Genomic DNA, 23,384 nt, shown 5'->3' with positions numbered 1-23,384 from the left:
ACGTAGCTACTACGGAGGTTGGGAAGAATTGAAGGAAGGCACGCAGCCCGGAGAATACCCGATTAACAACATTTGGACCCACATCTATCTCAAAGCCGAAGGTGCGGAAGAGAAAGAAGACCCGACAGGAATCGAATCTATTGAGGGTGTGAAGGTCTATACGAAGGATGGTTCGTTGTATGTCCAGACCCCGCAGCGTGAGCAAGTCATCATCGTCAGCATGAGCGGTGCGGTCGTGAAGAACGAAGAGCAGATAGGCCTGAAGCAATACCACGGTCTGCAACCCGGCATCTACATCGTCCGGGTAGGACAGACGACGTACAAACTCCGTCTCCATTGAATTGACAATTGAGAATTGACAATTACAGACAATAAATATTAGGCACGGATTTCGCGGATTAACACGGATAATAATTATTTAAAACCGTGTTTTCCGTGAAATCCGTGCCTATTTATTAATTCTCAATTCTCAATTGTCCATTGTCAATTCTTCTAGTCCGTGCCTTATTCACAACGGGGGCACAAGCGGCACCTAATTTCTTGTTGCCTATATCCATTGATTTGTGTTGTGCCTCTACACGCCCCTTATTTACCATCCGATTCACGCAGTAAAGGCAGGATTACAGCCGGATCACCGTCGTTGGGTGCCGGTTCTATCCGAAGCAGATGGGCAATCAGTCCATACAGATTGACATTCGCCATTGCCGGTGTTTCTATTCCCTGCTTGAAAGACGGACCGGCAGCATAGAAAATAGCCTCCATTTCCGGTTGATAATTATCATAGCCGTGCGCACCACCTAAAGCCGGATAAGCTTTATCCTTGGAACGGAAATGAACCATGGTGCCGATGTTGGGTGCTACAATCAAGTCGCCTATACGCGGATTTGTACCATAAACGAATTGTGCCGGGACTTCATCTTTCTTCCAAACGGTTACATGCGGTACTTTCTTTAGTATTTCATACGCCGTTTCTGTATAGGAAGCTCGCGGATAAAGCAACGTCGGGACGCCTTCTACTACCATCTCAAAGCTGTCTCGCGGAAGATAATCTCCTAAGTTGACATAATTTTCAGGCTTGTAAGTAGCCATACCATGATCAGAAACGATGATGAAATCAATCTGGTTGAAGATATCCAGCTGGCGAGCCTGATTGAAGAAATGAGCCAATATGCGGTCCAGTTCCTCAATGACAGGTACAACAGCCGATGAATCCGGACTGTAGACGTGTCCGCTGTGATCCGGCTCTTCCATATACCACATGATAAGGTGCGGACGTTCCTTTTCGGGTTTCTTCAGCCAGGCAATAACCGAGTCTGCCCGGTCCATAAACGGAACCTTCGAATCAAATTTCTTCCAGATCGAAGGCTGTTTTCCTCCTACTGCGGTCTCACTGCCTACCCAGAAATAAGTGGCTGTCCGTACTCCCTGGCGTTCGGCTGTATTCCAGATGGGTTCACCCCCGTAGTAAGCCGGATTTTCCACGGCTTTCCGGTCGCTGATCTTATACACGCTACTGTCTAAATCTGTTGCCCAAAAGGTGTTGTGTACCAGCCCATAATGATCCGGATGCAGCCCCGTAGCCATGCTGTAGTGGTTAGGGAAGGTAACACTCGGATAACAGGGGCGGAAAGCAGCTTTTACTCCTACGCGTGCCAGCGAGTCCAATATGGGCGTATGAGCCCGTTGCGGATAATCCGAACGGAAGCCGTCCATCGACAGAACTACTACATAATGTTCCTGTTCTTTTGTCTCTGAACAAGATGAAAACAGGATCCAGCTCATCAACAACAGGCCGGATACCTGCACAAATGATTTAAAACGGTTCATATAAATAAATTTTAGTTCGTAAGCCTGACAAGATTTATCCTTTAAATTTTCTTTTCTATCAAAGCCTGAACTACATTGATAACATAATCGCCCAGCTTTTCGCTTTCACTAACCATATCCATATAGTAAACACCGTCCTGATACTGGTACAGCTTGTTGTTGATATCCTCAATGTTACGTGCTTTCAGCTGATTGCGGTAGTTGTTGATTTCATTTTCTATATTGTATGATTCATTAATGTCGTTCGGATTTAGATCCGATTTGTGCATGATTGCGTTCATGCGGTCTAAGGCGCTGCTTACCAGCTTGAACATCTGATCAATGTGGTTGTTCTGCTCCTCTGTGAATACGGATTTGAATTCATTCCGGCGTTTGATGGAGCGTGCCAGATTATTGCAGGAGTCGGCAATACTTTCAATCTCACTGACGGCACGCAGCAATACGCGAATCTCTTCCTTACCTTCCGAACTCAAGCGTCCTTCGGCTACTTGGGTAAGGTAATTGGCAATTTCAATTTCCATTCGGTCGCTGATATTCTCGTATTTTTCTACCCGGCTGTAGGTTTTTAGGAAGGTTGTTTCATCTTTTTCGTATAGTAAATCTTTTACCATGCCAAACATTTTTGTCGTCCGTTCGGCAAACAGGGTAATTTCTTTCTGGGCTTGAAGGATAGAGAGTTCTGCTGTTGATAACATACCTCCTGTAATGTATGACAGACGATATTCTTCGTCTTCCTGTTTGGTCCGGATAATGCCACAGACTGTTTTTTCTATCAGGTTGACAAACCAGATCATAATGAATGTATTGCTGATGTTGAAGGCTGTGTGGAAAGCAGCCAGCTTAAAGGATACTGCGACTGCCGGATCTGTAACCTTCATGACATGGGTGACAAACCAGGAAACTGCTCCGGTAAACGGATAGAATACAATCAGTACCCAGGCTACACCGAAGAGGTTAAACATCAGGTGTGCTAAGGCGGCTCTTCGGGCCTGTGTATTCCCGGTCAGTGCAGCCAGATTGGCTGTAATGGTTGTTCCGATATTTTCGCCTAAAACCAAGGCTACACCTAAATGATAGTCAATCCATCCATTGGCACACATAATCAGCGTAATGGCCATCGTTGCTGCCGAAGCCTGTACGATCATGGTCAGTATGGCTCCGATAAACAGGAATAACAGGATTGAGAAGAACCCCATATCTGTATAATTCTGCACAAAAGCCAGCATGTCGGGGTTGGCGCTCAAATCCGGCGCATTGTTTTTTAGGTTGGCCAGTCCCATGAACAGGAAAGAGAAACCGAAGATAAATTCACCTACCGACTTGCGTGAACTTTTACCCGAAAAGAAAAGAGGGATGGCAAAAGCCAAAAGGGGTAAAGCAAAGGCGGATATATCCACTTTAAATCCGAGAGCCGAGATGATCCAGGCGGTTACGGTGGTTCCGATGTTGGCTCCCATAATGACTCCAATAGACTGTGTCAGGGTGAGAAGTCCGGCGTTGACGAAACTTACTACCATCACGGTGGTCGCAGATGAAGATTGAATCAAGGCGGTGATCAATACTCCGGTTAACACTCCTGTGACTCGATTGGTTGTCATCGCCGTCAGGATCTTTCGCAAGCTGTCTCCTGCGAACTTTTGTAAACCTTCACTCATGATTTTCATGCCGTATAGGAACAAAGCCAATGATCCTATCAGACGGAGAAGGTCAAAAAATGAATAGTCCATCTAAAATAAGTTTAAGTGGATTGAATATCCGATTAATATTTCTACCTTTAGTGATGCAAAAATAATAAAATAGACTGAATTTTATGGCTGAACAGATTACTATTTATTGCAAAAACACCGGTAACTACTATGAGGTGCCGGTTGGATCTTCGCTTTTGGATATATATAAAATTGTAGGAGAGCCCTTACCTTATCGTCCGTTGAATGCCCAGGTGAATAACCGGACACAAGATTTAACTTATACCTGCTGGCAACCGAAAGATATTGAGTTTGTAGATTACACAAATCCATCGGGTATGCGTACCTATGTGCGTACGTTGTGTTATGTCCTTTCGAAGGCTGTACATGATGTCTTTCCAGAAGCTACATTAAATATAGAACACTCCATTTCAAAAGGTTATTTTTGTACGATTCATAACGGGAAGTCTGCCGATATTGATATGCTGGCGCAGATCCGTCAGCGGATGCAGGAGATAGTGGATGCAGATATTCCTCTGAAACTGCATACGGTACAGTCGGAAAAGGCTATTCGTATGTTCCGTGAAGTCGGAATGGAAGATAAAGCGACTCTGATTGAATCGAGCGGAATGCTTTATGCTTCGTATTATGAACTGGACGGATATGTCAATTACTTCTATGGCGGTCTGGCCCCTTCTACCGGATATGTACCCGTCTTTGACCTGGAGCCTTATCTGGATGGTGCACTGCTGCGTGTGCCGGAGCGGACGAATCCGCAGGTCTTGGCGCCAAAGGTCCTTCAGAATAAGATGTTTGAAGCTTATAAAGAGCATTTGAACCTGCAGCGGGCTCTCGGCCTGAACAATGTCGGCGATCTGAATAAGGCGTTGGAGCAAGGTCATGCCTCGGAGGTTATTATGATTTCGGAAGCCATGCAAGAGAAGAAAATCGCCCGTATTGCGGATGAAATAGCAGAACGGTACAAGAAAGGGGTACGCATTGTTCTGATTGCCGGTCCTTCTTCGTCCGGAAAGACAACGACCTGTAAGCGGTTGGAAATACAGTTGGCTACCAATCTGCTTCGTCCGGTTGGTATATCCTTGGACGATTATTTCGTCAACCGGGAAGATACGCCGAAAGATGAATCGGGCGATTATGATTTTGAATCATTGTATGCTTTGGATCTGCCTTATTTCAATTCAGATTTGCAGCGCTTGATCAATGGGGAAGAAATAGAATTGCCTTCGTTTGATTTCAATTCCGGCAAACGGGTTTATAAGGGAAAGAAAATGAAGCTTTACGAAAACTCCGTGATTGTAATCGAAGGGATCCATGCCTTGAATCCGGAATTGACAGCTCACCTGGATGATTCGTTGAAGTACCGGATTTATGTCTCGGCGCTGACTTCCATTTCGCTGGATAATCATAACTGGATTCCGACGACCGACAACCGGCTACTGCGTCGTATTATCCGGGATTATCGTTATCGCGGTTATTCGGCCGAAGAAACGATCAACCGATGGCCAAGTGTACGTCGGGGAGAAGATAAATGGATCTTCCCGTATCAGGAATATGCGGATGCGACCTTCAACAGTGCGATGTTGTATGAACTGGCTGCTTTGCGGGCGTATGCCGAACCGATTCTGGCCAATGTGCCGGAACGTTCTCCTGCCAACGCCGAAGCATACCGATTACTCCGGTTCATGCGTTATTTCAAGTATATTCCGCAGGAAGATTTGCCTAAGACATCATTGTTAAGAGAATTCTTGGGCGGTGGTAGTTTTGAGTATTGAAATATTCTTTTCTGATAGAATCAGGCACAGACAACACGGTAGCAATTGCATGTAACCTGGCCGTATAGTCTGTGCCTGCTTGTTTTATCCTTTGATCGGATCAAATCCTTCACCATATACTCCTCTGACGATACTTTGCGAGATAAAGGCATTATGGTCGATACTCTTTACCAATCGGAAAATAGCGGCAGATTCGGATTTCTTTGCCAAGAGAACGACTACTTTGACCGGACGCTTCGAATAACCTCCTGTTCCGTCCAGAATCGTACAGCCTCGACCTATATCATGCAGGATGCGTTCTACAATCTCGTCGTGCTTCTGCGAAAAGATCAGGAATTGGACAGACTGGCGGTTCCCATTCATAACCCAGTCTAATAAATAGTTGCTGATAACCATTTCTACAAAACCAAATACGATCTTTTCTACATCGTGGAACAAGACATACGAAGAACCGATGATGAAGAAGTCGCAGAACAGCAAAGCTCGTCCAATCGATATATCTTTGTATTTGTTGACGATCGCTCCGATAATATCGGTACCACCCGTACTTCCGTTGGCCGAAAAGACTAAACCCAGACCGGCACCGCACAAACAACCTCCGATGATGATTGACATAAACGGCTCGTTCTTGATGATCGGTTCTGTTAATAACATCTCAAACAGCGACAGAGAAGCCGACAGCGAGAATACGCCGAAGATCGTTTTCAGCAAGAATTTCAGCCCCAGGATTTTCAAAGCAACAGCCAACAAAATGATATTGATGACAAAGTAAGAAATAGACACCGGAATCAATTGTCCGCTGGCAAAGTAAATCAAGGCACAAATACCACTCAACCCTCCCGTGATAATTTCATTGGAAAGAATGAACCCATTAAAACCGAAACCATAAAGCAAGGTTCCCAACAGGATCATCAGGTAATCCTGTATTTCGAAAAAATACTTATTGGATTTGAGATTCATAGTATTATTATTTAAATTGAAAATTAAAAATGGACAATTGACAATTATGAGGATTGAATTGTCAATTGCCCATTACTTGTTATTCGTTATCCATTGACTACGATATTGACAATCTTCTTCGGTACGACGATGATCTTCTTCACCGACTTACCTTCCAGCCATTTGGCTGAGTTTTCGTGGTTCAGAGCTGTCTTCTCCACTTCTTCTTTCGGCATGTCTGCCGGCAATTCCAGGTTGAAACGAACTTTACCGTTGAAAGAGATGGCATAGACGGCTGTATTCTCTACCAGATAAGCTTCGTTGCATACAGGCCATTGTGCATCGCATACGGTTGTATCGTGTCCTAATTCATGCCACAATTCTTCTGCGATATGCGGAGCAAACGGTGCCAACAGGATTACCAATGGTTCCAGGATGGCGCGTTTGTTACATTTCAGAGAACTCAACTCATTGACACAAATCATAAAGGCACTGATCGAAGTGTTATAAGAGAAATGTTCGATATCATATGTAACCTTCTTGATCAGCTTATGCAATGACTTCAATTCTTCTGCCTTCGGTTCGTCGTCACTTACCTGCAGGCTGTCTGCCGTGCCATAGAACAATCCCCAGAACTTCTTCAGGAAACGGTGTACACCGTCGATTCCGTTGGTATCCCAAGGCTTTGACTGTTCGATCGGGCCTAAGAACATTTCATACAAACGCAAGGTGTCTGCACCGTATTTCTTAACAATGACATCCGGATTGACTACGTTAAACATCGATTTTGACATCTTCTCAACAGCCCATCCGCAGACGTATTTACCGTCTTCCAGGATAAATTCGGCTGTGTTGTATTCCGGACGCCAGTTCTTGAAGGCTTCTACATCCAAAATATCGTTGGATACGATGTTGACATCCACATGCAACGGAGTCACGTCGTATTGATCTTTCAAACCTAATGATACGAATGTATTGGTATCTTTGATACGATAAACGAAATTCGAACGTCCTTGGATCATACCTTGGTTGATCAGCTTCTGGAACGGTTCTTCTTTGACACTGATACCCAGATCATGCAGGAACTTATTCCAGAAACGAGAATAAATCAGGTGACCGGTAGCATGTTCGGTTCCTCCTACGTACAAATCAACGTTCTGCCAGTATTCGTCGGCTTCCTTGGATACCAGAGCCGTGTCGTTGTGCGGATCCATATAACGCAGGTAATAAGCGCTTGATCCCGCAAATCCCGGCATTGTATTTAATTCCAAGGGGAAAACTGTCTTCTGATCGATCAGTGCGTTATCAACGACTTCACCTTTTTCTACATCCCAAGCCCATTTTGTTGCATGTCCCAATGGAGGTTCGCCGCTCTCGGTCGGCAGGAACTTCGCTACTTCCGGTAATTCCAACGGCAGTTTGTTCTCGTCGATCATATAAGGCATACCGTCCTTGTAATAAACCGGGAACGGTTCGCCCCAGTAACGCTGACGGGAGAAAATAGCATCACGCAGACGGAAGTTTACTTTGACACGTCCTAGCTGATGTTCTTTTACATATTTCTTGGTAGCGGCGATCGCTTCCTTGATGGTCAGGCCATTCAGGTTCAGGTCACAGTAAGGAGTAACGCCTGCCTTCGGTGAATTACATACAATACCTTCTTTGGCATCGAAACTTTCTTCGCTGACATCACAACCTTCTACCAACGGAATGATCGGCAGATTGAAATGCTTGGCAAATGCGTAGTCGCGGCTGTCGTGTGCAGGAACGGCCATGATGGCTCCTGTTCCGTAGCCAGCCAATACATAATCGCTGATCCAAACCGGAACGGCATCACCTGTAAACGGATTGATGGCGTATGAACCACTGAATACACCCGTTACCCGACGGTCGGAAATACGTTCGCGTTCGGTACGTTTCTTGGTACGGTCCAGATAAGCTTCTACTTCAGCTTTCTGAGCTTCGGTAGTCAACAGAGGTACCAGTTCGCTCTCAGGAGCCAAAACCATGAAGGTAACACCAAACATCGTATCGGCACGGGTCGTAAAGATGGTGAATTCCAAATCCTGATCTTTTACTTTGAAACGGACTTCTGTTCCTTCCGAACGGCCGATCCAGTTACGCTGGGTTTCTTTCAAGGAGTCTGTCCAGTCGACTGTTTCCAATCCATCCAGCAAACGCTGTGCATAGGCAGAAACACGCAAGCACCACTGACGCATCTTCTTCTGAACAACCGGATAACCGCCACGCTCTGAAACGCCATCTACTACCTCATCGTTAGCCAATACTGTTCCCAGTTGCGGACACCAGTTCACCATCGTCTCACCCAGATAAGCGATTCGGTAATTCATCAGGATTTCCTGTTGTTCCTTTTCGCTCTTGGCCTTCCATTCTTCAGCCGTAAAGCTTAGCTCTTCGCTGCAAGCTACGTCCAAACCTTCCGTACCTTTCTCTTCAAAATAAGCAATCAGCTTGCTGATGGGCTGTGCCTTCTGGCATCCGTTGCAATAGAAGCTGTTGAACATCTGCTGGAAAGCCCACTGTGTCCAGTGATAATATTTCGGGTCGCATGTGCGGACTTCGCGATTCCAGTCGAAAGAGAAACCGATTTTGTCCAGCTGTTCCCGATAGCGATTGATATTATTGACCGTTGTAATGGCCGGATGTTGTCCGGTTTGAATGGCATATTGTTCGGCCGGTAATCCGTACGCATCGTAACCCATCGGATGCAATACATTGAAGCCGCCCAATCTTTTGTAACGGGAATAAATATCAGAAGCAATGTAACCGAGCGGATGCCCTACATGCAATCCGGCTCCTGACGGATACGGGAACATATCCAACACATAATACTTGGGTTTTTCGTTCTTCTCTACTTGATAGACCTTGTTGGCGATCCAATATTCACGCCATTTCTTCTCAATGTCTCTGAAATTATATTCCATATCTGGTTAAACCTTTAACAATTATCTTTATTTGAAATACAAAAGTAGTGATTTTATTTGGTTTGCTTCCGTTTCTGTTTTGAATTTTGCAGGAGAGAGGGGCTTTTTAAGAAATCCCTCTCGCTCTCTTACAAAATGCCCCGAATCTCCCTTTTTTGCTGACACCCTAAATGAGTAAAAAAGAAAAAAACTGAAGGAAAAGTGAGGTTGAAAGGTGATTCTCCCGAGAATTAAAACCGATTTTCGAGAGTTTTGAGGAAGAAACTGGTAGGAAATGAAGCAAAAGCCGGCGTATTTGGAAGATTTCCCGGCGTGTTTTGCCGAAAAGCCGGCGTATTTTGGAATGAAATCGGGCAGAAAAATGGGTGATTAGGGGTTGATTTTCTTCTTCCTCCGCTTGTGATGGGGGATTTGTTCCTTCTGAAAGGGACAGCATACGGACTTTCATTGTTTTTTTGTTCCGTTTTTCAGTTAAGAAATATTTCTTGTAATATAAAGATAAACAATGTATTAGTTTGAATTTTTAACGATTTAACCCCTTCAAAACTCGTGAATTTTCGAAGGACTTGTACTACGGTTCGAAATATGGGAGTTTTGAAGGGGTTTATTTGACATTTTGACAATTCCAACAACTTGTCAATCGTCTTATTGGATACCTAATTTGGCTTTGATTTCTTTCGGGATGGCATCTTTATGTACCAGGATATAGATTGTCTTGGCTTTAACAAAGCTTTCCGACATATTCAGATAGCCTCCGAAACGGTTTCGTTCGGTTCCCCAGGAGTTTTTGGTAATGTAATACTTTGTACCGTTCTGATCTTTGGTGATACCGGTGATGTGCATCAGGTGATCGTCTGTCGTCACGAAGGTTTCATATCCTTTCTGACGAACTTCAGGAGTCACGTTGACTTCCGGATACGGATGTTCGAATTTATAAACTTCCTCCAGACGTTCATTCGGATTCATTTTCTCAAAGCGGGCACGATCCGTACCGGCGTATGTATCTACGTTGTTGACTTCCGGATTGATGGCAACGCCATTGATGAACGAAAATCCCTTTTCGCTTACATCGCCGTCCCAACCGATCGAATAACCGTTCTTCAGCGCATAATCCATGGTCTGGATCATTTCGTCGAGCGGCAGGTTATACATCTGCTGATGTTCCCAGTTGTCGGGTACTTCTACATCAAACTTCTGATAATAGGGCTGGTGTGTAAAGCTAGTCAACTCTACATAATCACTCATATTCAATCCTAAGGAAGCAGCAAAGCTTTTCGGTGTATATTCTTTTCCCTGGTAGGTGAATTTCTCCGGAACCTTTCCTAGATAAATATCGAAGAGACTGTTCACCAGCTCCTGATATTCCGGACTGTTGGCGCGCAGCTTGATAGCTGTTTCAGAGATACTTTCTACATACGAAGCCAGTTCCTGATGATTGTGCATCTCCGAATCATAGTTGATACCGTGATAAACTTCTTCAGGCACGATACCGACCTGCTCAAAAGCGTGCATCCAAGATGGCGAAAGACTACCCTGTCCTACGTTTCCTTTCCCACGGCGCAGGTAATTGTCTTTCATCTGATTGATGTATTTCTGACGGACAATGAACATCTCGGAAAGATCGTATTCACCTTTGCCCATGCGGAGTAATTCGGATTCCATGAAGGAAGTTGTGGCAAAACACCAGCAAGTACCGGTTGCCGCCTGATTCTTGACCGGAGTAGCCGGTACTTTTACTTCGTCGGTAAACTGATATCCTTGCGCCATAGCACCTGATGCCATGCAGGCAAAAACACAAGAGAGTAAAAATGTTTTCATGTTGTATAACGGATTTGATAGATTATTCTTTCAGTTGAGCAACGAAGGTACGATATTGTTCGTTTATATCCCAATATTCAGGAGAAAAAGAAAAGTAGGATGCCATATTGCCTATCTGAAAAGGATTCGTTATTTTCGTGGAAATGAAAACGGATAACAGGAATTCAAACAAGATAATCGTATGAAGAAATTGGCTTTATTTACAGGGGCTTTGCTGGCTCTGACTGTTGCGCTGAGCAGTTGTGGAGGAGAAAAGAAGCAGGACAAAGTGCTTCGTCATGTAGTTATGTTTGGCTTCAAACCCGAAGTGACAGCCGAGCAGGTAAAAGCGGTAGAAGATGCTTTCGGCGAACTGCCTTCAAAGATCGACTTGATCAAGGATTATGAGTGGGGAACAGATTGTAGTCCGGAGGGCTTGCAACAGGGATTGACACATTGCTTCTTCGTAACCTTCCATTCGGAAGCAGACCGTGATGCCTATCTGGTACATCCGGCCCACAAAGAATTCGGGAAAGTGTTGGGAAACAAAGCCTCTGCTGTCACCGTCCTGGATTATTGGACGAGGTGAAAAAAGTTTCATAATCTGAATAATATGTAGCATTGAGTCAAACTTCCCATAAAAGAATAAAGGAGGACAGAATCATTATCCATATGAAGCAACAAGATTTTGAAGCATATATCCGTCAAATTGAACCGTCGGCTCAGGAGAGTGCCAATGCCTGGAAAACAGCCATCGGTTTACAAGCCGTGGATGGGCTTAAGCCTTCATCTTATTTGCTTGAAACAGCCAGACGGAATATTGAAGGTGACATTACGATAGAAGAGGTTCGTGAATTATTGGATACTTACTATCGTAGTAAAACTGTCCGTACGGTACAAGACGAAAATACGGAAGAAGCAGATAAAGTTTCTGCTAATATCAAGAAAATCTTGTCATCTAAAACTCTTGCATTCAATGTAAATGGTTTTATTTCTATGCATCGTCGGATATTTGAGGGTGTATTTAAACATGCAGGTGAAATCCGAAAGTATGATATTACCAAGAAAGAATGGGTGCTGAAAGGTGATACAGTACATTATCTGAATTGGGAAGATATACATGCTGCCATAGATTATGACATTCGGCAGGAACAGGAGTTCAGTTATAAAGGCCTTTCTGATAAAGAGAAGATCAAACATATCAGTCGTTTTGTTTCGGGATTATGGCAAATTCATCCTTTCAGAGAAGGAAATACACGAACAACAGCGGTATTTACCATCCAGTATTTGCGTTCTATAGGCTATGAGGTAAACAATGATCTATTTGCCGATCATTCCTGGTATTTCCGTAATGCATTGGTACGCGCTAACTATAAAAGTTCTGCTTTAGGGATTGATTATGACTATAGTTTCTTAGAGAAGTTTTTCCAGAATTTACTTTTGGGTGAACATTATGATTTGAAGAATCGGTATCTGATTATAAATGCTCCTGATAATTGGAATATCGAAAATGATACTCAAGAACTTCAAAATGATACCCAAGATGATACCCAAGGGCTTCAAAATGATACTCAAGAATATGTGATTCCTGGTAAGAAAGAGCTTGATGGATGGATTGAAAAGCAAATAAGGAAAGATCCTAAAATCTCAACAGGTCAATTGGCTCGAATGAGTCAGCGTAGTGTCATTACTATTAAACGTCATATTTCAAGACTGGGGCATATTAAATTTGTAGGTAGTGGCTTTAGCGGTCATTGGGAAATTTCTGAAGAATAAGTTTTTGGTAGAAGCTGTATTTACTTATTGTGACTCATGTTTTTATTAAAGTTGCGGATATTATATCATTGTATATCAAAAACCCTCCGTATAACCTTAAACGATACGGAGAGTTTTTGATTGGATTCTTTATAAGACTATTGAGCTGTCGTAAAATTCGGAACGAGGAAATCTGCTGTCTTAGAGTTAAAACCCTCTAGCAAATTTCTTCCAGAATGCATCGGCCATTTCTTCCCAACGAAGGATAGTGGCTCCGGCAAAGTCGGCTGTGTATTGGGTTAGATAAGCCCGTGCTGCCTCTTCTCCTTTTGTCTGGGATAAAGTCTGATAACGGTTTTCTACGAAAGGCATTTCCGACAGACCTTTCTCTTCAAAGTGTGCTACGGCAGATAAGACGGTTTCTTTAGTCGCTCCCCAGCGAACGGTTGCCAGCTTGTTGGCTGTCCGGTATTTCCAGACGATGGCATCTTCCCGATGGGCTGCCTGTCCGCAGACTGCAAAGCAAGCGGGTAATGATGTCGTTCCCGAGAAAACCGGAATACGCGGACTTTGCCCCGGATTATCGAAAGAGATCCAAGCTACGCCACCCACGGCATCCGGCAACCAGCTTCGTAATTGGATTACGGTCGAATAAGAGCATTGCGGAACAGCCACCAGACGATTCTTCTGTACGGTGTTAGGTTTGATTCCGTTCAGCATGGTGATCATATCCGATGTCATCCATGGATTGGCAGCCGGACTGATAATCGTATCGGTCAGACCGGTTACTTTATTCTTGGCTGTTACTTTCAGGTTCTTGGTCACATCAAATTCCGAACCGGCATACGTTTCGCGGAGCAGAGCCATCATTTTCTGTACCGATACGGCTGAGTCCGGTTTAACGCTGATAGGCAGTTCTTCCGCATCATACGAAAGATGCAGCGAAGGAGCCAGGGCATTCAGGATATAATATTCACGCAGGCTGAATGATTTCTTTTCGCCGAAATAATTTCCACCGGCATAGGCTTCCCAGAAACGGAAAGGCTTCTTACCGTCCCAGAATCCTAATTTCTTGGCTACTTCAAATACATTCTCCGAGGCCATGTAATGATCGGTATCTTTCAGGTCGAGCGTAGAAATACGGGGTACATTGGCCGATACGCCCACATGATCATCCGGGATACGTACAGCCGCCCAGACACCACCAATCTGATCCGGCCCTTCTCCAAAGACTTCGAAGTGCCATACTTCATTGGGGTCAGCAATGGTCAGACATTCGCCCCAGTCGCCATAACCATATTTCTTGACCAGGTCGCCCATCAGACGGATGGCTTCGCGTGCGGTAGTACAACGTTGCAAGGCAATCTTGGCCAGTTCTTCGATCATGAACATACCTTTCTCGTTGACCAGCTCTTTCCGGCCGGAGATCGTCGTTTCTCCAATACCTAACTGTTTCTCGTTGAGGCAAGGATAAGACGTATTCAGAAACTGATAGGTAGAACGGGCTTCCGGAATAGATCCTTTCAGGGTCATACCGGTACGGTCATCAGGAGTCGTTGTATGCATCCGTCCCGAATAGATGGCCACGGTTGTATCTTTTTCATACTGGGCCGCAGGAACTACTTCCATCCAGGTACGATAGTTACCGTCGCACGTATGACTTGTCATGACCGAACCGTCGGTCGACGCCTTTTTACCCACCATGATACTTGTGCAACTTTCCGGATTCAACGGAGGAAACTGGGTTGCATATTCTTGAGCCAATAGAAAAGAGCAGCAGCAAATCAAGCTGATAACTGTCAATACGTATTTCTTCATTCTGTTCTGTTATTAGATTTGTGCGGTAAAGATACGCTTTTTCAGGATAAGCCGGTATGTTCTGGAAGGGAAGAATAAAATAAAGGTTACCTTCCGATGCAGAAAGTAACCTTTATGAGTTGGTATGAATCGCTTATTTCTTTTTCCGTTTTTTCTCTCCGAAAGAATGTTTACCCGGTTTTCCGTTGGCTCGTTCGAAGCGTTTCTGGGCGGTACTACGGCGTTTGCGTTCTTTTTCCTTTCCTTTCCCTTCCCCTTTTTCCTGCGCTTCTTCAACGATGACACGCCGGCCGTCAACTTCGAAGTTGTTCATACATTTTTCTACCCGGCGGGCTTCCTTTTCTTCTACTTCGAAGAATGAGAACTTCTCCATCAGGTCGATCCGGCCGATCCGGACTTTTCCCGGAACACATTTGTTGACCAGTTCGATCAGCTGGTTGGTATATAGACCGTCGGTCTTTCCGAAGTTGATGAAGAAACGGACAAACCCTTCTTCGGCTTTCCGTTTTCTTCCGCCCTCGCGGTCTTTCCGACTGGATTTTTCATCGATGGTTTCGATCTCATCCGCATCTTTGTAATAATCGATCATGCGGTTGAACTCCAGTGAAACCATGCGCTTGATAATGTCTTCCTTATCGAGCCATTCCAGCTTGCGGTAGATCTGTGGCATCAGTTCAGCGATCTCTTCTTCGTTTACCTTTACTTTCTCGATCTGATCGACCAGGTTGAACAGTTGCTTGGCACAGATTTCCTTTCCTGAAGGCATCTCGCCTTTCTCGAACTTCTTGTTGATCACCCGCTCGATTTCCTTGATCTTCCCTTTTTCACGCACATGACAGATAGAGATGGAAATACCGGTTTTCCCGGCTCTTCCGGTACGTCCGCGGCGGTGTGTATACGATTCGATATCATCCGGTAAGCCATAGTTGATCACATGGGTCAGATCATCTACATCCAGACCACGGGCTGCGACATCGGTAGCAACCAGCAACTGCAGGTTCTTGATACGGAACTTCTGCATCACATAATCACGTTGTGCCTGACTCAGTTCGCCGTGCAGCGAATCGGCATTGTATCCGTCCTGGATCAGTTTATCTGCAATTTCCTGCGTTTCCTTACGTGTCCGGCAGAAAATGATGGCATAAATATTCGGATAGAAGTCGGCGATGCGTTTTAATGCCAGGTATTTATCCTGTGCACGTACCATGAAGTAGATATCACGAATGTTCTTGTTCCCTTCGTTCTTGTTACCAATGACGATCTCTTTCGGATGATTCATGTACTGTTTGGTAATCGCTGCAATGCCTTGTGGCATGGTTGCCGAGAAGAGTAACATATTGCGGGAAACAGGTACCTCAGCCAGGATTGCATTGATACTGTCGGTAAATCCCATATTCAGCATTTCATCGGCCTCATCCATGATGACATTGCGGATATGACTCAGATCAACCGTTTTGCGGTTCATCAGGTCGAGTAATCGTCCCGGTGTCGCTACAACGACGTGAACACCACGTTTCAATGTCTTGATCTGGCTTTCAATGCTGGAACCTCCATAAACCGGCAATACGCGTAAATGATCTATATATTTGGAATAGTCATTCAAATCGTCGGCGATTTGCAAGCAAAGCTCCCGGGTCGGGCATAATACCAACGCCTGAGGTTGGTAATCTTCTACCTCGATTTTCTGTAAGATAGGCAGACCAAAGGCAGCCGTTTTTCCGGTTCCTGTCTGTGCCAAAGCGATAACATCATTATCTTGTCCCAGTAAATAAGGAATCACTTCCTCTTGTACGGGCATCGGGGAAACATACCCCAGTTCCTGAATTGCCTTTAATATAGGTGCGGCAACTCCTAATTCTTCAAATGTTTTCAAATTCTGTTTGTTAGATGATTATAAAAACGGATCGGAGACCGAAAAAATATTTTCAGTGCAAGATCACATGTGATCTGCCACCGAAAATCCATTTGCAGAAGAAAATCACTAGTGATCAAGGACCGAAAATCTGAAAACAGACGAAATCACCAGTGATCTGGGACCAAAAATTCATTGACAAGACCAGATCACACCTGATCTGATACCAAAAATTTATTCTCAAAGGGAAATCACATGTGATCCGGTACTGAAAATCTGCCAACGGTGGTAGATCACATGTACACTCCGATTCGTGATTTTCACCTTGTTTCACCTCAGAAAAGAAAGAGTTCCGCCAAGACAACAGTTCTCTTTTCCTATTGAAAAGTATGGCAAATTAAATAAAAATAATTGAAAGTACAGGTATAGGAGGGGGGATTTTCGAGACTTAAAGCATGACGAAGGTGTATCAAAAACACGTTCCTTGTTTTTGATACACCTTCTTATTTTACAGGGAATTATTTTACCAATTTCAATTCCTGAATCAATCGAGGACATTTGCCCCACTTATCGATCATGAACAAAACGTAACGGATATCAACACCGATACAACGCTGTAATTCCGGTTCGAAGGCAATATCACCACTCATGGCTTCCCAGTTACCGTCGAAGGCCAAACCAATCAGACGAGCATTCTTGTCGAAGATCGGACTACCTGAATTACCACCTGTAATATCATTGTTGGTCAAGAAGCAAAGCTGAAGATCTCCATTTTCGTTGGCATACTGACCAAAGTCGCGACTGCGTACCAAATCCAGGATTTCTTCCTGTACCCAGAACTCATCGTTAGTCGGATCCTGCTTTTCCAAGATACCTTTTTCGGTTGTGAAATAGTTATACCAGGCAGCATCATACGGACGATAACCACCAATGCTACCATAACTGGCACGCATCGTAAAGTTGGCATCCGAATATAAAGTCTTGTCTGGATACATTTCCATCAAACCAGCCAGATACAGACGTTCACCCTTTGTAATCTTGTCTGCCGATTCATTCAAGTGATTCTTCAATTCGATCAAAGCCACAAAAGAGGAAAGACTGAGGGCAAAAGCCGGATCTTTCTTCAGTTTGGCATTCTTCTTCGGATCAGAAATGAAGTTCACGATGTTATCATACGAAAGCAACTTCGTCTTCTTGAAGACATCTGCCGCATACTTCTTATAATCGCCTTTGTACTTCTTGTCGATGTTGGCAAACTCATCCGGTAAATAAGCAGCCGGAATACGTTCTTTCGCAATCTGCATCATAGCAGCCAACACTTGCTGGTCGAGCGCCGGTTCATAATCCTTGAAGAACGGTTTGATCCGGTCTTCCAAGAAGATCTGACGTTCTTCGTCGGTCGAACCTTCGGCATCAAAGCTGTTCACCATACGTGCCAAGCTGACGATTTCCGTTCCACGTTCCAACGATTCCAACAGATAAACCAAAGCACGCTGGCATTCATTGGCTGAAGTATAACCCTCTTTCAACAGATTAAGAACTTCGCCATATTTTGCCTGACGTTGCGGATCCTGAGCTACCCAAGCAGCAAAAGCCTGTTCCTGTTCCTGCTTGCGGGCAATGACACCCAAACGAGCCAATCCTTTGTTCATACCAATCGAGTTCTTCCAATAATTAGAACTGCCGGCATATTTCGACGCATATTTGATACGTACCGCATCACTCTCAGACATGGCCTTTTTCCAGATTTCCTGTTTGATACCACGCACTTCGATACGCGGGATATTCTCATCCTCGATACGCTGCTGTACGCCCCATGAACACAGATAACGGCTGGTACTTCCCGGGAAACCGATCGTCATGGCAAAGTCTTTATCCTGATAACCCTGCAAAGAGACCTCAGCTACATACTTCGGAGAGTAAGGTTTGTTGTCCTTGCTGTATTCAGCCGGTTCATTATTCGCATTGGCATAAACACGGAAGATAGAGAAGTCGCCAGTATGACGCGGCCACATCCAGTTATCCGTATCACCACCGAACTTACCTACTGAACTGGGTGGAGCAAATACCATGCGGACATCACGGAATACATTATATACAATGAGGTAATACTTGTTGTCTGAATAGAACGGGATAACACTTGCCTGCTTGAACTCATCTACTCCAATCGAATCACACAATACATTTCCGATAGAGTCGGCAGCCATCAGACGTTTGTATTCATCGTCAATTTTACCAATGACACTATTGATCCGATCAGATACATCGATAGTCTGGCGAAGATACTTCACGGTCAATCCCGGTACAGGTAATTCCTGTTCTTTACTTTGAGAAACAAAACCGTCTTTCAAATAATCATGTTCCACACTACTCAGTTGCTGAATAGCACCATAACCACAATGGTGATTCGTAAAGATCAATCCTTCCTGTGAAACGGTAATACCGGTACATCCGCCACCAAAGATAACAACGGCATTTGCCACACACGGATCCGTTTCGCTATACAACTGTTCATACGAGGGTGTGAAACCCAATTCTTTCATGCGAGCCAAGTTCTGCTTGTTCAATTCTTTCAACACCCACATGCCCTCATCGGCATACACTTGGCCTAAAGCAGTAAACAGAAGCAAAACACTCCAAATCTGTTTTTTCCAATTCATTCTCTTATTCGTTTTCTATTAATAATTTAATTGTTTTCACCTGGGTTCGTGCCGACAACCATTCCGTCAGCTTCCGCTTGTTTTCAGCCGATATTTTCTCAGAACTCTTGACATAAATCAGCATAATCGGCTTCTGTGTATCTGAATCCACCGGAATCAGACAAGTATGCGTACAAGAAATCTCCCGTACAAAGGGGAAGAGTACCTTCACTTCAGGCTTGATCTGCTCTGCCAGAAGCCGATCGTCGTGATAACTCTTCAACTCACGTTGCAGCGAATCAATCTGCATGGCCTGCGTCCGCAATACCTGCTCGCTGTTCTTATATAAATCCTGCATTAACAAACTCTTCAACTTATTGATATCGGTCTCCTGTTCCGAGAAACCTTGCTGTACGACCAGACTGACATCCTTCAATCCGTAATTCGGAAGGCGGTTGCGGGCGCTCTCGATGGTCGAGTCGGAAACATTATCGCCAATCAAAACCACTTTAATTTCCTTCTTATCGGAAGTATTCGTGATCGTCTTACTCAGAATCTGTGTATTCGGGAAAGCCAACTCGGTATTCACATAATTCAGTACCTGCTGGTTGAAATAAGTCGTTTTGACCAAACGGTAACTCAGGAATAAACTGGGCACGATGGTAAAGATCACAATGATACCCACATAACGTGTAACCCGTTTCTCGTGGTCTTTATCCAGGAATACCTTCTTCGGATACTTCAGGACACGTACGACCAGATAGGTTGCCAAACTGATGAATACACTGTTGATGAAGAACAGATAGAAAGCTCCGAAGAAATAATACAGATTGCCGGTAGCCAAACCGAATCCTGCCGTACAAAGAGGCGGCATCAAAGCGGTCGCGATCGCTACACCGGGGATCACATTTCCCTTACTCTTTGTCGAACTGGCCACGATACCGGCCAATCCACCGAAGAAAGCAATCAATACATCGTATAACGTCGGCTGCGTACGGGCCAGCAATTCACTTTGAGCTTCACTGATCGGAGAGATCAAGAAATAAATGGAAGATGTGATCACACTGAACACCGTTGCGATGGCAAAATTACGGAAAGAACGCTTGATCAGTTCGAAGTCTGAAATACCTAATCCCAAACCGAATCCCATGATCGGTCCCATCAAAGGAGAAATCAACATGGCACCGATAATAACCGCCGTTGAATTGGTATTCAATCCGAGGGAAGCAATAAAGGTGGCAAAGATCAAGACCCAAAGGTTCGTTCCTTTAAACTCTACGCCTTTCTTGATCGAATCAATGGTTTCTTGTTCGTCTTCTTGTTCCTGCCTTACATCAAATATGCGGGCAAAAAAGGCTTTAATTTGTACATATAGTGACTCTTTCTCCATAACTTTCTTATTTGAAGCTGCAAATTTATAAATAAAAGTAAGTAAACAGTCGTATCAGACAGCAAGAATCTGTTCCTGCTGCCAGATTAAGACCTTTTCAGGCGATTCCCAATGTATGGAATCTCCGTCAGTGGTAAATCCCGCCGGATCACAAAAGCCACGAAACCGATCAACAAAACGGTCCGCACCAAAAGTGCCACTCCGGTGGAAGGATAAGGAACATACATACCGACAACATACAGAACAGCCGCTAATCCGAAATAAAGAGCAGCCGACCGCAGATCATAAGCGATGGGATATTTCTTCTGCCCGATGAAGTAGGATAGCAACATCATCAGCAGGTTACAGCAGAACGAAGCCCAGGCACAAGCCATATAGCCGTAGGTCGGAGCGAAAAGGATAATGATCGCTACCGTGGCCGCACAACCAATTATCGAGAAGTAGGCTCCCCATTGGGTCTGATCAATCAGCTTATACCAAAAAGAGAGGTTAAAGTAAATGCCAAAGAAGAATTCTCCCAGCATAACAATCGGCACCACTTGCAGACCGTCGTAATACCGGCTGCCGACAAAGTATTTGATGATGTCGATGTAGAACATGACTCCCAAGAAAATAAACAAGGAGAAGATGATGAAGTATTTCATGGCTTCGGCATACGCCTTCGTATTTCCTTCGCTTTTGTTCTTGGCAAAGATAAAGGGTTCGTAGGCATACCGGAAGGCCTGGATGAACATCACCATCACCACGGCAACCTTAAAGCAGGCGCCGTAGATACCTAACTGACGATAGGCTTCCGTCTTGTCGTCAAACAAGAGCGGGAAAAGGATCTTATCGGCTGTCTGATTGAAGATTCCGGCAATTCCCAGAATCAGAATAGGAAAGGAGTAATGCAGCATCTCTTTCAGCAACGTTCCGTTCGGACGAGCCTTGAAGCCGGGCAACATACTCGGCAAGAGGCAAAGGAAAGTAATACCTGTGGTAATCACATTGGCTACGAAGACATAACCGACTCCGTAATCCAGACGATAGAACCAACCGATGGCTTCGGGCATTCGGGTATATAGCCACGGACAAATCACCAGGAAGAAGATATTGAGGAAGATATTCAGAAAGATGCCCAGTAACTTGATACCGGCAAAACGATAGGCCTGACCGGCATAACGCAGATAGGCAAAAGGAATACAACAGAATGCATCTACTGCCGTAATGCCCAACATCATGCCTAAATATTCCAACGGAGCCGTATAACGCAAAGCATCGGCTATCGGTTGCAGAAACAGCAACGACAATAGCAGGAACGCTCCGGATAATCCGCCAACCCACGCCATCGTTGTGGCATAAACCCGCATCGGTTCTGTTTCTTCTTTCTTATTGATAAACCGGAAGAAGCCGGTTTCCATACCGAAGGTTAGGAGCACCAACAACAGGGCTACCCAGCCGTATAAGTTGGTGACAATACCAAAATCGCCGGTATCGGTAAATACTCGTGTGTACATCGGCACTAACATCCAGTTCAGGAAGCGTCCGATAATACTACTCAATCCATAAACGGCTGTTTCCTTGGCCAGCCGCTTCATTCCTCCCGCCATAATTTGTTCTCTTTTATCAGTAGTTTGTCTGTCAACAAGTCAACGAAGTAACCTAAGTTCCGAATACTGAAAAGGTACTCGCCGACTTGTCTTCTTGTCAAGTCATAAACTTGTCAGTTAAAACAATAATCCCTGGTTTCCACTGTCGTGCATACGTCCCAAATGGGTATAAGCGAGTTCTGTCACTTCGCGTCCACGAGGTGTCCGCTTCAGAAAGCCTTCCTTGATGAGGAACGGCTCATATACTTCTTCCAATGTACCGGGATCTTCGCCCAAAGCCGTAGCAATCGTAGTCAGTCCCACCGGTCCGCCTTTGAATTTATCGATAATCGTTGTCAGAATCTTATTATCAATCTGATCCAATCCGTAACGGTCAATATTCAAGGCTTCGAGGGCATAGCAGGCAATGGCCTTATCGATTGCTCCGCTTCCCTTGACCTGTGCAAAATCGCGTACACGACGTAACAAGGCATTGGCTATACGAGGCGTTCCCCGGCTACGGGAAGCAATCTCTTTCGCCGCATTCAGTTCGCAACGGATATTCAGAATATCAGCACTACGCAAGATAATCTGTGTCAATGTCGATACATCATAATACTCCAGATGCAGGTTGATTCCGAAACGGGCCCGCAAAGGACTTGTCAGCAAGCCACTTCGGGTAGTAGCACCCACCAGCGTAAACGGAGCCAGATCTATCTGGATCGAACGGGCACTGGGACCTTTGTCGATCATGATGTCAATCCGATAATCTTCCATAGCCGAGTAGAGATATTCTTCTACAACCGGACTCAGGCGGTGAATCTCGTCGATAAACAATACATCGTTCTTCTCCAACGAAGTCAATACGCCAGCCAAATCACCCGGTTTGTCGAGTACCGGACCCGATGTCACCTTAAAACCGACGCCCAATTCGTTGGCAATAATATTCGAAAGCGTTGTCTTTCCCAGTCCTGGAGGCCCGTGCAGCAACACATGGTCCAGGGCTTCTTTACGCATCCGGGCAGCCATGACGAATACTTTCAGGTTCTCGACCACCTTCGCCTGCCCACTGAAGTCGTGGAACGAAAGCGGACGGAGCGCGTTTTCGTATTCCCGTTCGCTTTCCGGCATCCGGACGTCTCTTATATCAAAATCGTCTTCCATCCTTTTTCTGTTTCGCAATTATTTCACAAAGTTACATAATTCGGTTGGAATTGGTTTGGATAGTAAGGAGATTTATCTTTCCCCGTTCTTCCGAATCCTATTGCAGGGCTGACGCATTACAATCATTTTTTACTGGAATCTATTTTATTACAAGGAGGATTCCAGTCTGCATCAAGTAGTTCTACGAGGAAATCAGAATTCCATCCTGCCAT

General features: G+C 44.7%; 14 protein-coding genes and 1 pseudogene. 4 read left to right on the top strand and 11 right to left on the bottom strand.

Annotated elements, in window-relative coordinates; translation table 11 throughout:
- Nucleotides 1–340: pseudogene (locus MUN53_RS16070) on the top strand (hypothetical protein); the annotation flags it as partial.
- Nucleotides 341–585: 245 nt separating this feature from the next.
- Here the strand turns inward: MUN53_RS16070 and MUN53_RS16065 are convergent.
- Nucleotides 586–1,827, bottom strand: coding sequence for an alkaline phosphatase family protein (locus MUN53_RS16065; RefSeq protein WP_243326460.1), 1,242 nt, complete (start codon nt 1,825–1,827; stop codon nt 586–588).
- A 41-nt stretch (nt 1,828–1,868) separates the two neighbouring features.
- On the bottom strand, nt 1,869–3,554 hold the full coding sequence (locus MUN53_RS16060; RefSeq protein WP_243326459.1) for a Na/Pi cotransporter family protein: 1,686 nt from the start codon (nt 3,552–3,554) through the stop codon (nt 1,869–1,871).
- An 83-nt stretch (nt 3,555–3,637) separates the two neighbouring features.
- Here MUN53_RS16060 and MUN53_RS16055 point away from each other — a divergent pair, with 83 nt between their 5' ends.
- Entirely contained in the window at nt 3,638–5,305 is a 1,668-nt protein-coding gene (locus tag MUN53_RS16055) for a nucleoside kinase (RefSeq protein ID WP_243326458.1), read from the top strand.
- A gap of 84 nt (nt 5,306–5,389) precedes the next feature.
- On the opposite strand, the gene MUN53_RS16050 is transcribed toward MUN53_RS16055, so the two are convergent.
- The 3 genes from MUN53_RS16050 to MUN53_RS16040 form a co-directional block, all read right to left on the bottom strand.
- Nucleotides 5,390–6,265, bottom strand: coding sequence for a YitT family protein (locus MUN53_RS16050; protein WP_022455359.1), 876 nt, complete (start codon nt 6,263–6,265; stop codon nt 5,390–5,392).
- 86 nt (nt 6,266–6,351) lie between these two features.
- On the bottom strand, nt 6,352–9,189 hold the full coding sequence (leuS, locus tag MUN53_RS16045) for a leucine--tRNA ligase (RefSeq protein ID WP_243326457.1): 2,838 nt from the start codon (nt 9,187–9,189) through the stop codon (nt 6,352–6,354).
- Nucleotides 9,190–9,834: 645 nt separating this feature from the next.
- Nucleotides 9,835–11,007, bottom strand: a complete 1,173-nt coding sequence (locus MUN53_RS16040; RefSeq protein ID WP_022455361.1) for a C1 family peptidase — start codon at nt 11,005–11,007, stop codon at nt 9,835–9,837.
- A gap of 181 nt (nt 11,008–11,188) precedes the next feature.
- Here MUN53_RS16040 and MUN53_RS16035 point away from each other — a divergent pair, with 181 nt between their 5' ends.
- Nucleotides 11,189–11,575, top strand: a complete 387-nt coding sequence (locus MUN53_RS16035; protein WP_243326456.1) for a Dabb family protein — start codon at nt 11,189–11,191, stop codon at nt 11,573–11,575.
- Between the two features lie 83 nt (nt 11,576–11,658).
- The gene (locus MUN53_RS16030) at nt 11,659–12,762 is read left to right on the top strand and encodes a Fic family protein (RefSeq protein ID WP_243326455.1); all 1,104 of its coding nucleotides are present in this window, start codon (nt 11,659–11,661) and stop codon (nt 12,760–12,762) included.
- Nucleotides 12,763–12,948: 186 nt separating this feature from the next.
- On the opposite strand, the gene MUN53_RS16025 is transcribed toward MUN53_RS16030, so the two are convergent.
- The 6 genes from MUN53_RS16025 to ruvB form a co-directional block, all read right to left on the bottom strand.
- Nucleotides 12,949–14,559: a dipeptidase gene (locus tag MUN53_RS16025; RefSeq protein ID WP_243326454.1), complete on the bottom strand. Its 1,611-nt coding sequence runs from the start codon at nt 14,557–14,559 to the stop codon at nt 12,949–12,951.
- 133 nt (nt 14,560–14,692) lie between these two features.
- Entirely contained in the window at nt 14,693–16,432 is a 1,740-nt protein-coding gene (locus MUN53_RS16020; RefSeq protein ID WP_243326453.1) for a DEAD/DEAH box helicase, read from the bottom strand.
- Nucleotides 16,433–16,929: 497 nt separating this feature from the next.
- On the bottom strand, nt 16,930–19,071 hold the full coding sequence (locus MUN53_RS16015; protein WP_243326452.1) for a S46 family peptidase: 2,142 nt from the start codon (nt 19,069–19,071) through the stop codon (nt 16,930–16,932).
- Nucleotides 19,072–19,075: 4 nt separating this feature from the next.
- Nucleotides 19,076–20,440: a TIGR00341 family protein gene (locus MUN53_RS16010; RefSeq protein ID WP_243326451.1), complete on the bottom strand. Its 1,365-nt coding sequence runs from the start codon at nt 20,438–20,440 to the stop codon at nt 19,076–19,078.
- A gap of 86 nt (nt 20,441–20,526) precedes the next feature.
- The gene (locus MUN53_RS16005; RefSeq protein WP_243326450.1) at nt 20,527–22,029 is read right to left on the bottom strand and encodes a lipopolysaccharide biosynthesis protein; all 1,503 of its coding nucleotides are present in this window, start codon (nt 22,027–22,029) and stop codon (nt 20,527–20,529) included.
- Between the two features lie 117 nt (nt 22,030–22,146).
- The gene (gene ruvB, locus MUN53_RS16000; RefSeq protein ID WP_243326449.1) at nt 22,147–23,172 is read right to left on the bottom strand and encodes a Holliday junction branch migration DNA helicase RuvB; all 1,026 of its coding nucleotides are present in this window, start codon (nt 23,170–23,172) and stop codon (nt 22,147–22,149) included.
- Nucleotides 23,173–23,384 lie beyond the last annotated feature (212 nt).

The sequence above is a fragment of the Parabacteroides faecalis genome (assembly GCF_022809355.1).
Taxonomy (GTDB): Bacteria; Bacteroidota; Bacteroidia; order Bacteroidales; family Tannerellaceae; genus Parabacteroides; species Parabacteroides faecalis.
The sequence above is the reverse complement of the archived record's forward strand: the minus strand, read 5'-3'. Positions and strand labels throughout refer to the sequence as shown.

Coding starts and splice junctions, on each gene's coding strand:
- MUN53_RS16035 (WP_243326456.1), top strand. CDS start 11,189: ATGAAGAAATTGGCTTTATTTACAGGGGCTTTGCTGGCTCTGACTGTT.
- leuS (WP_243326457.1), bottom strand. CDS start 9,189: ATGGAATATAATTTCAGAGACATTGAGAAGAAATGGCGTGAATATTGG.
- MUN53_RS16065 (WP_243326460.1), bottom strand. CDS start 1,827: ATGAACCGTTTTAAATCATTTGTGCAGGTATCCGGCCTGTTGTTGATG.
- MUN53_RS16050 (WP_022455359.1), bottom strand. CDS start 6,265: ATGAATCTCAAATCCAATAAGTATTTTTTCGAAATACAGGATTACCTG.
- MUN53_RS16015 (WP_243326452.1), bottom strand. CDS start 19,071: ATGAATTGGAAAAAACAGATTTGGAGTGTTTTGCTTCTGTTTACTGCT.
- MUN53_RS16055 (WP_243326458.1), top strand. CDS start 3,638: ATGGCTGAACAGATTACTATTTATTGCAAAAACACCGGTAACTACTAT.
- MUN53_RS16010 (WP_243326451.1), bottom strand. CDS start 20,440: ATGGAGAAAGAGTCACTATATGTACAAATTAAAGCCTTTTTTGCCCGC.
- MUN53_RS16040 (WP_022455361.1), bottom strand. CDS start 11,007: ATGAAAACATTTTTACTCTCTTGTGTTTTTGCCTGCATGGCATCAGGT.
- MUN53_RS16030 (WP_243326455.1), top strand. CDS start 11,659: ATGAAGCAACAAGATTTTGAAGCATATATCCGTCAAATTGAACCGTCG.
- MUN53_RS16005 (WP_243326450.1), bottom strand. CDS start 22,029: ATGGCGGGAGGAATGAAGCGGCTGGCCAAGGAAACAGCCGTTTATGGA.
- ruvB (WP_243326449.1), bottom strand. CDS start 23,172: ATGGAAGACGATTTTGATATAAGAGACGTCCGGATGCCGGAAAGCGAA.
- MUN53_RS16025 (WP_243326454.1), bottom strand. CDS start 14,559: ATGAAGAAATACGTATTGACAGTTATCAGCTTGATTTGCTGCTGCTCT.
- MUN53_RS16060 (WP_243326459.1), bottom strand. CDS start 3,554: ATGGACTATTCATTTTTTGACCTTCTCCGTCTGATAGGATCATTGGCT.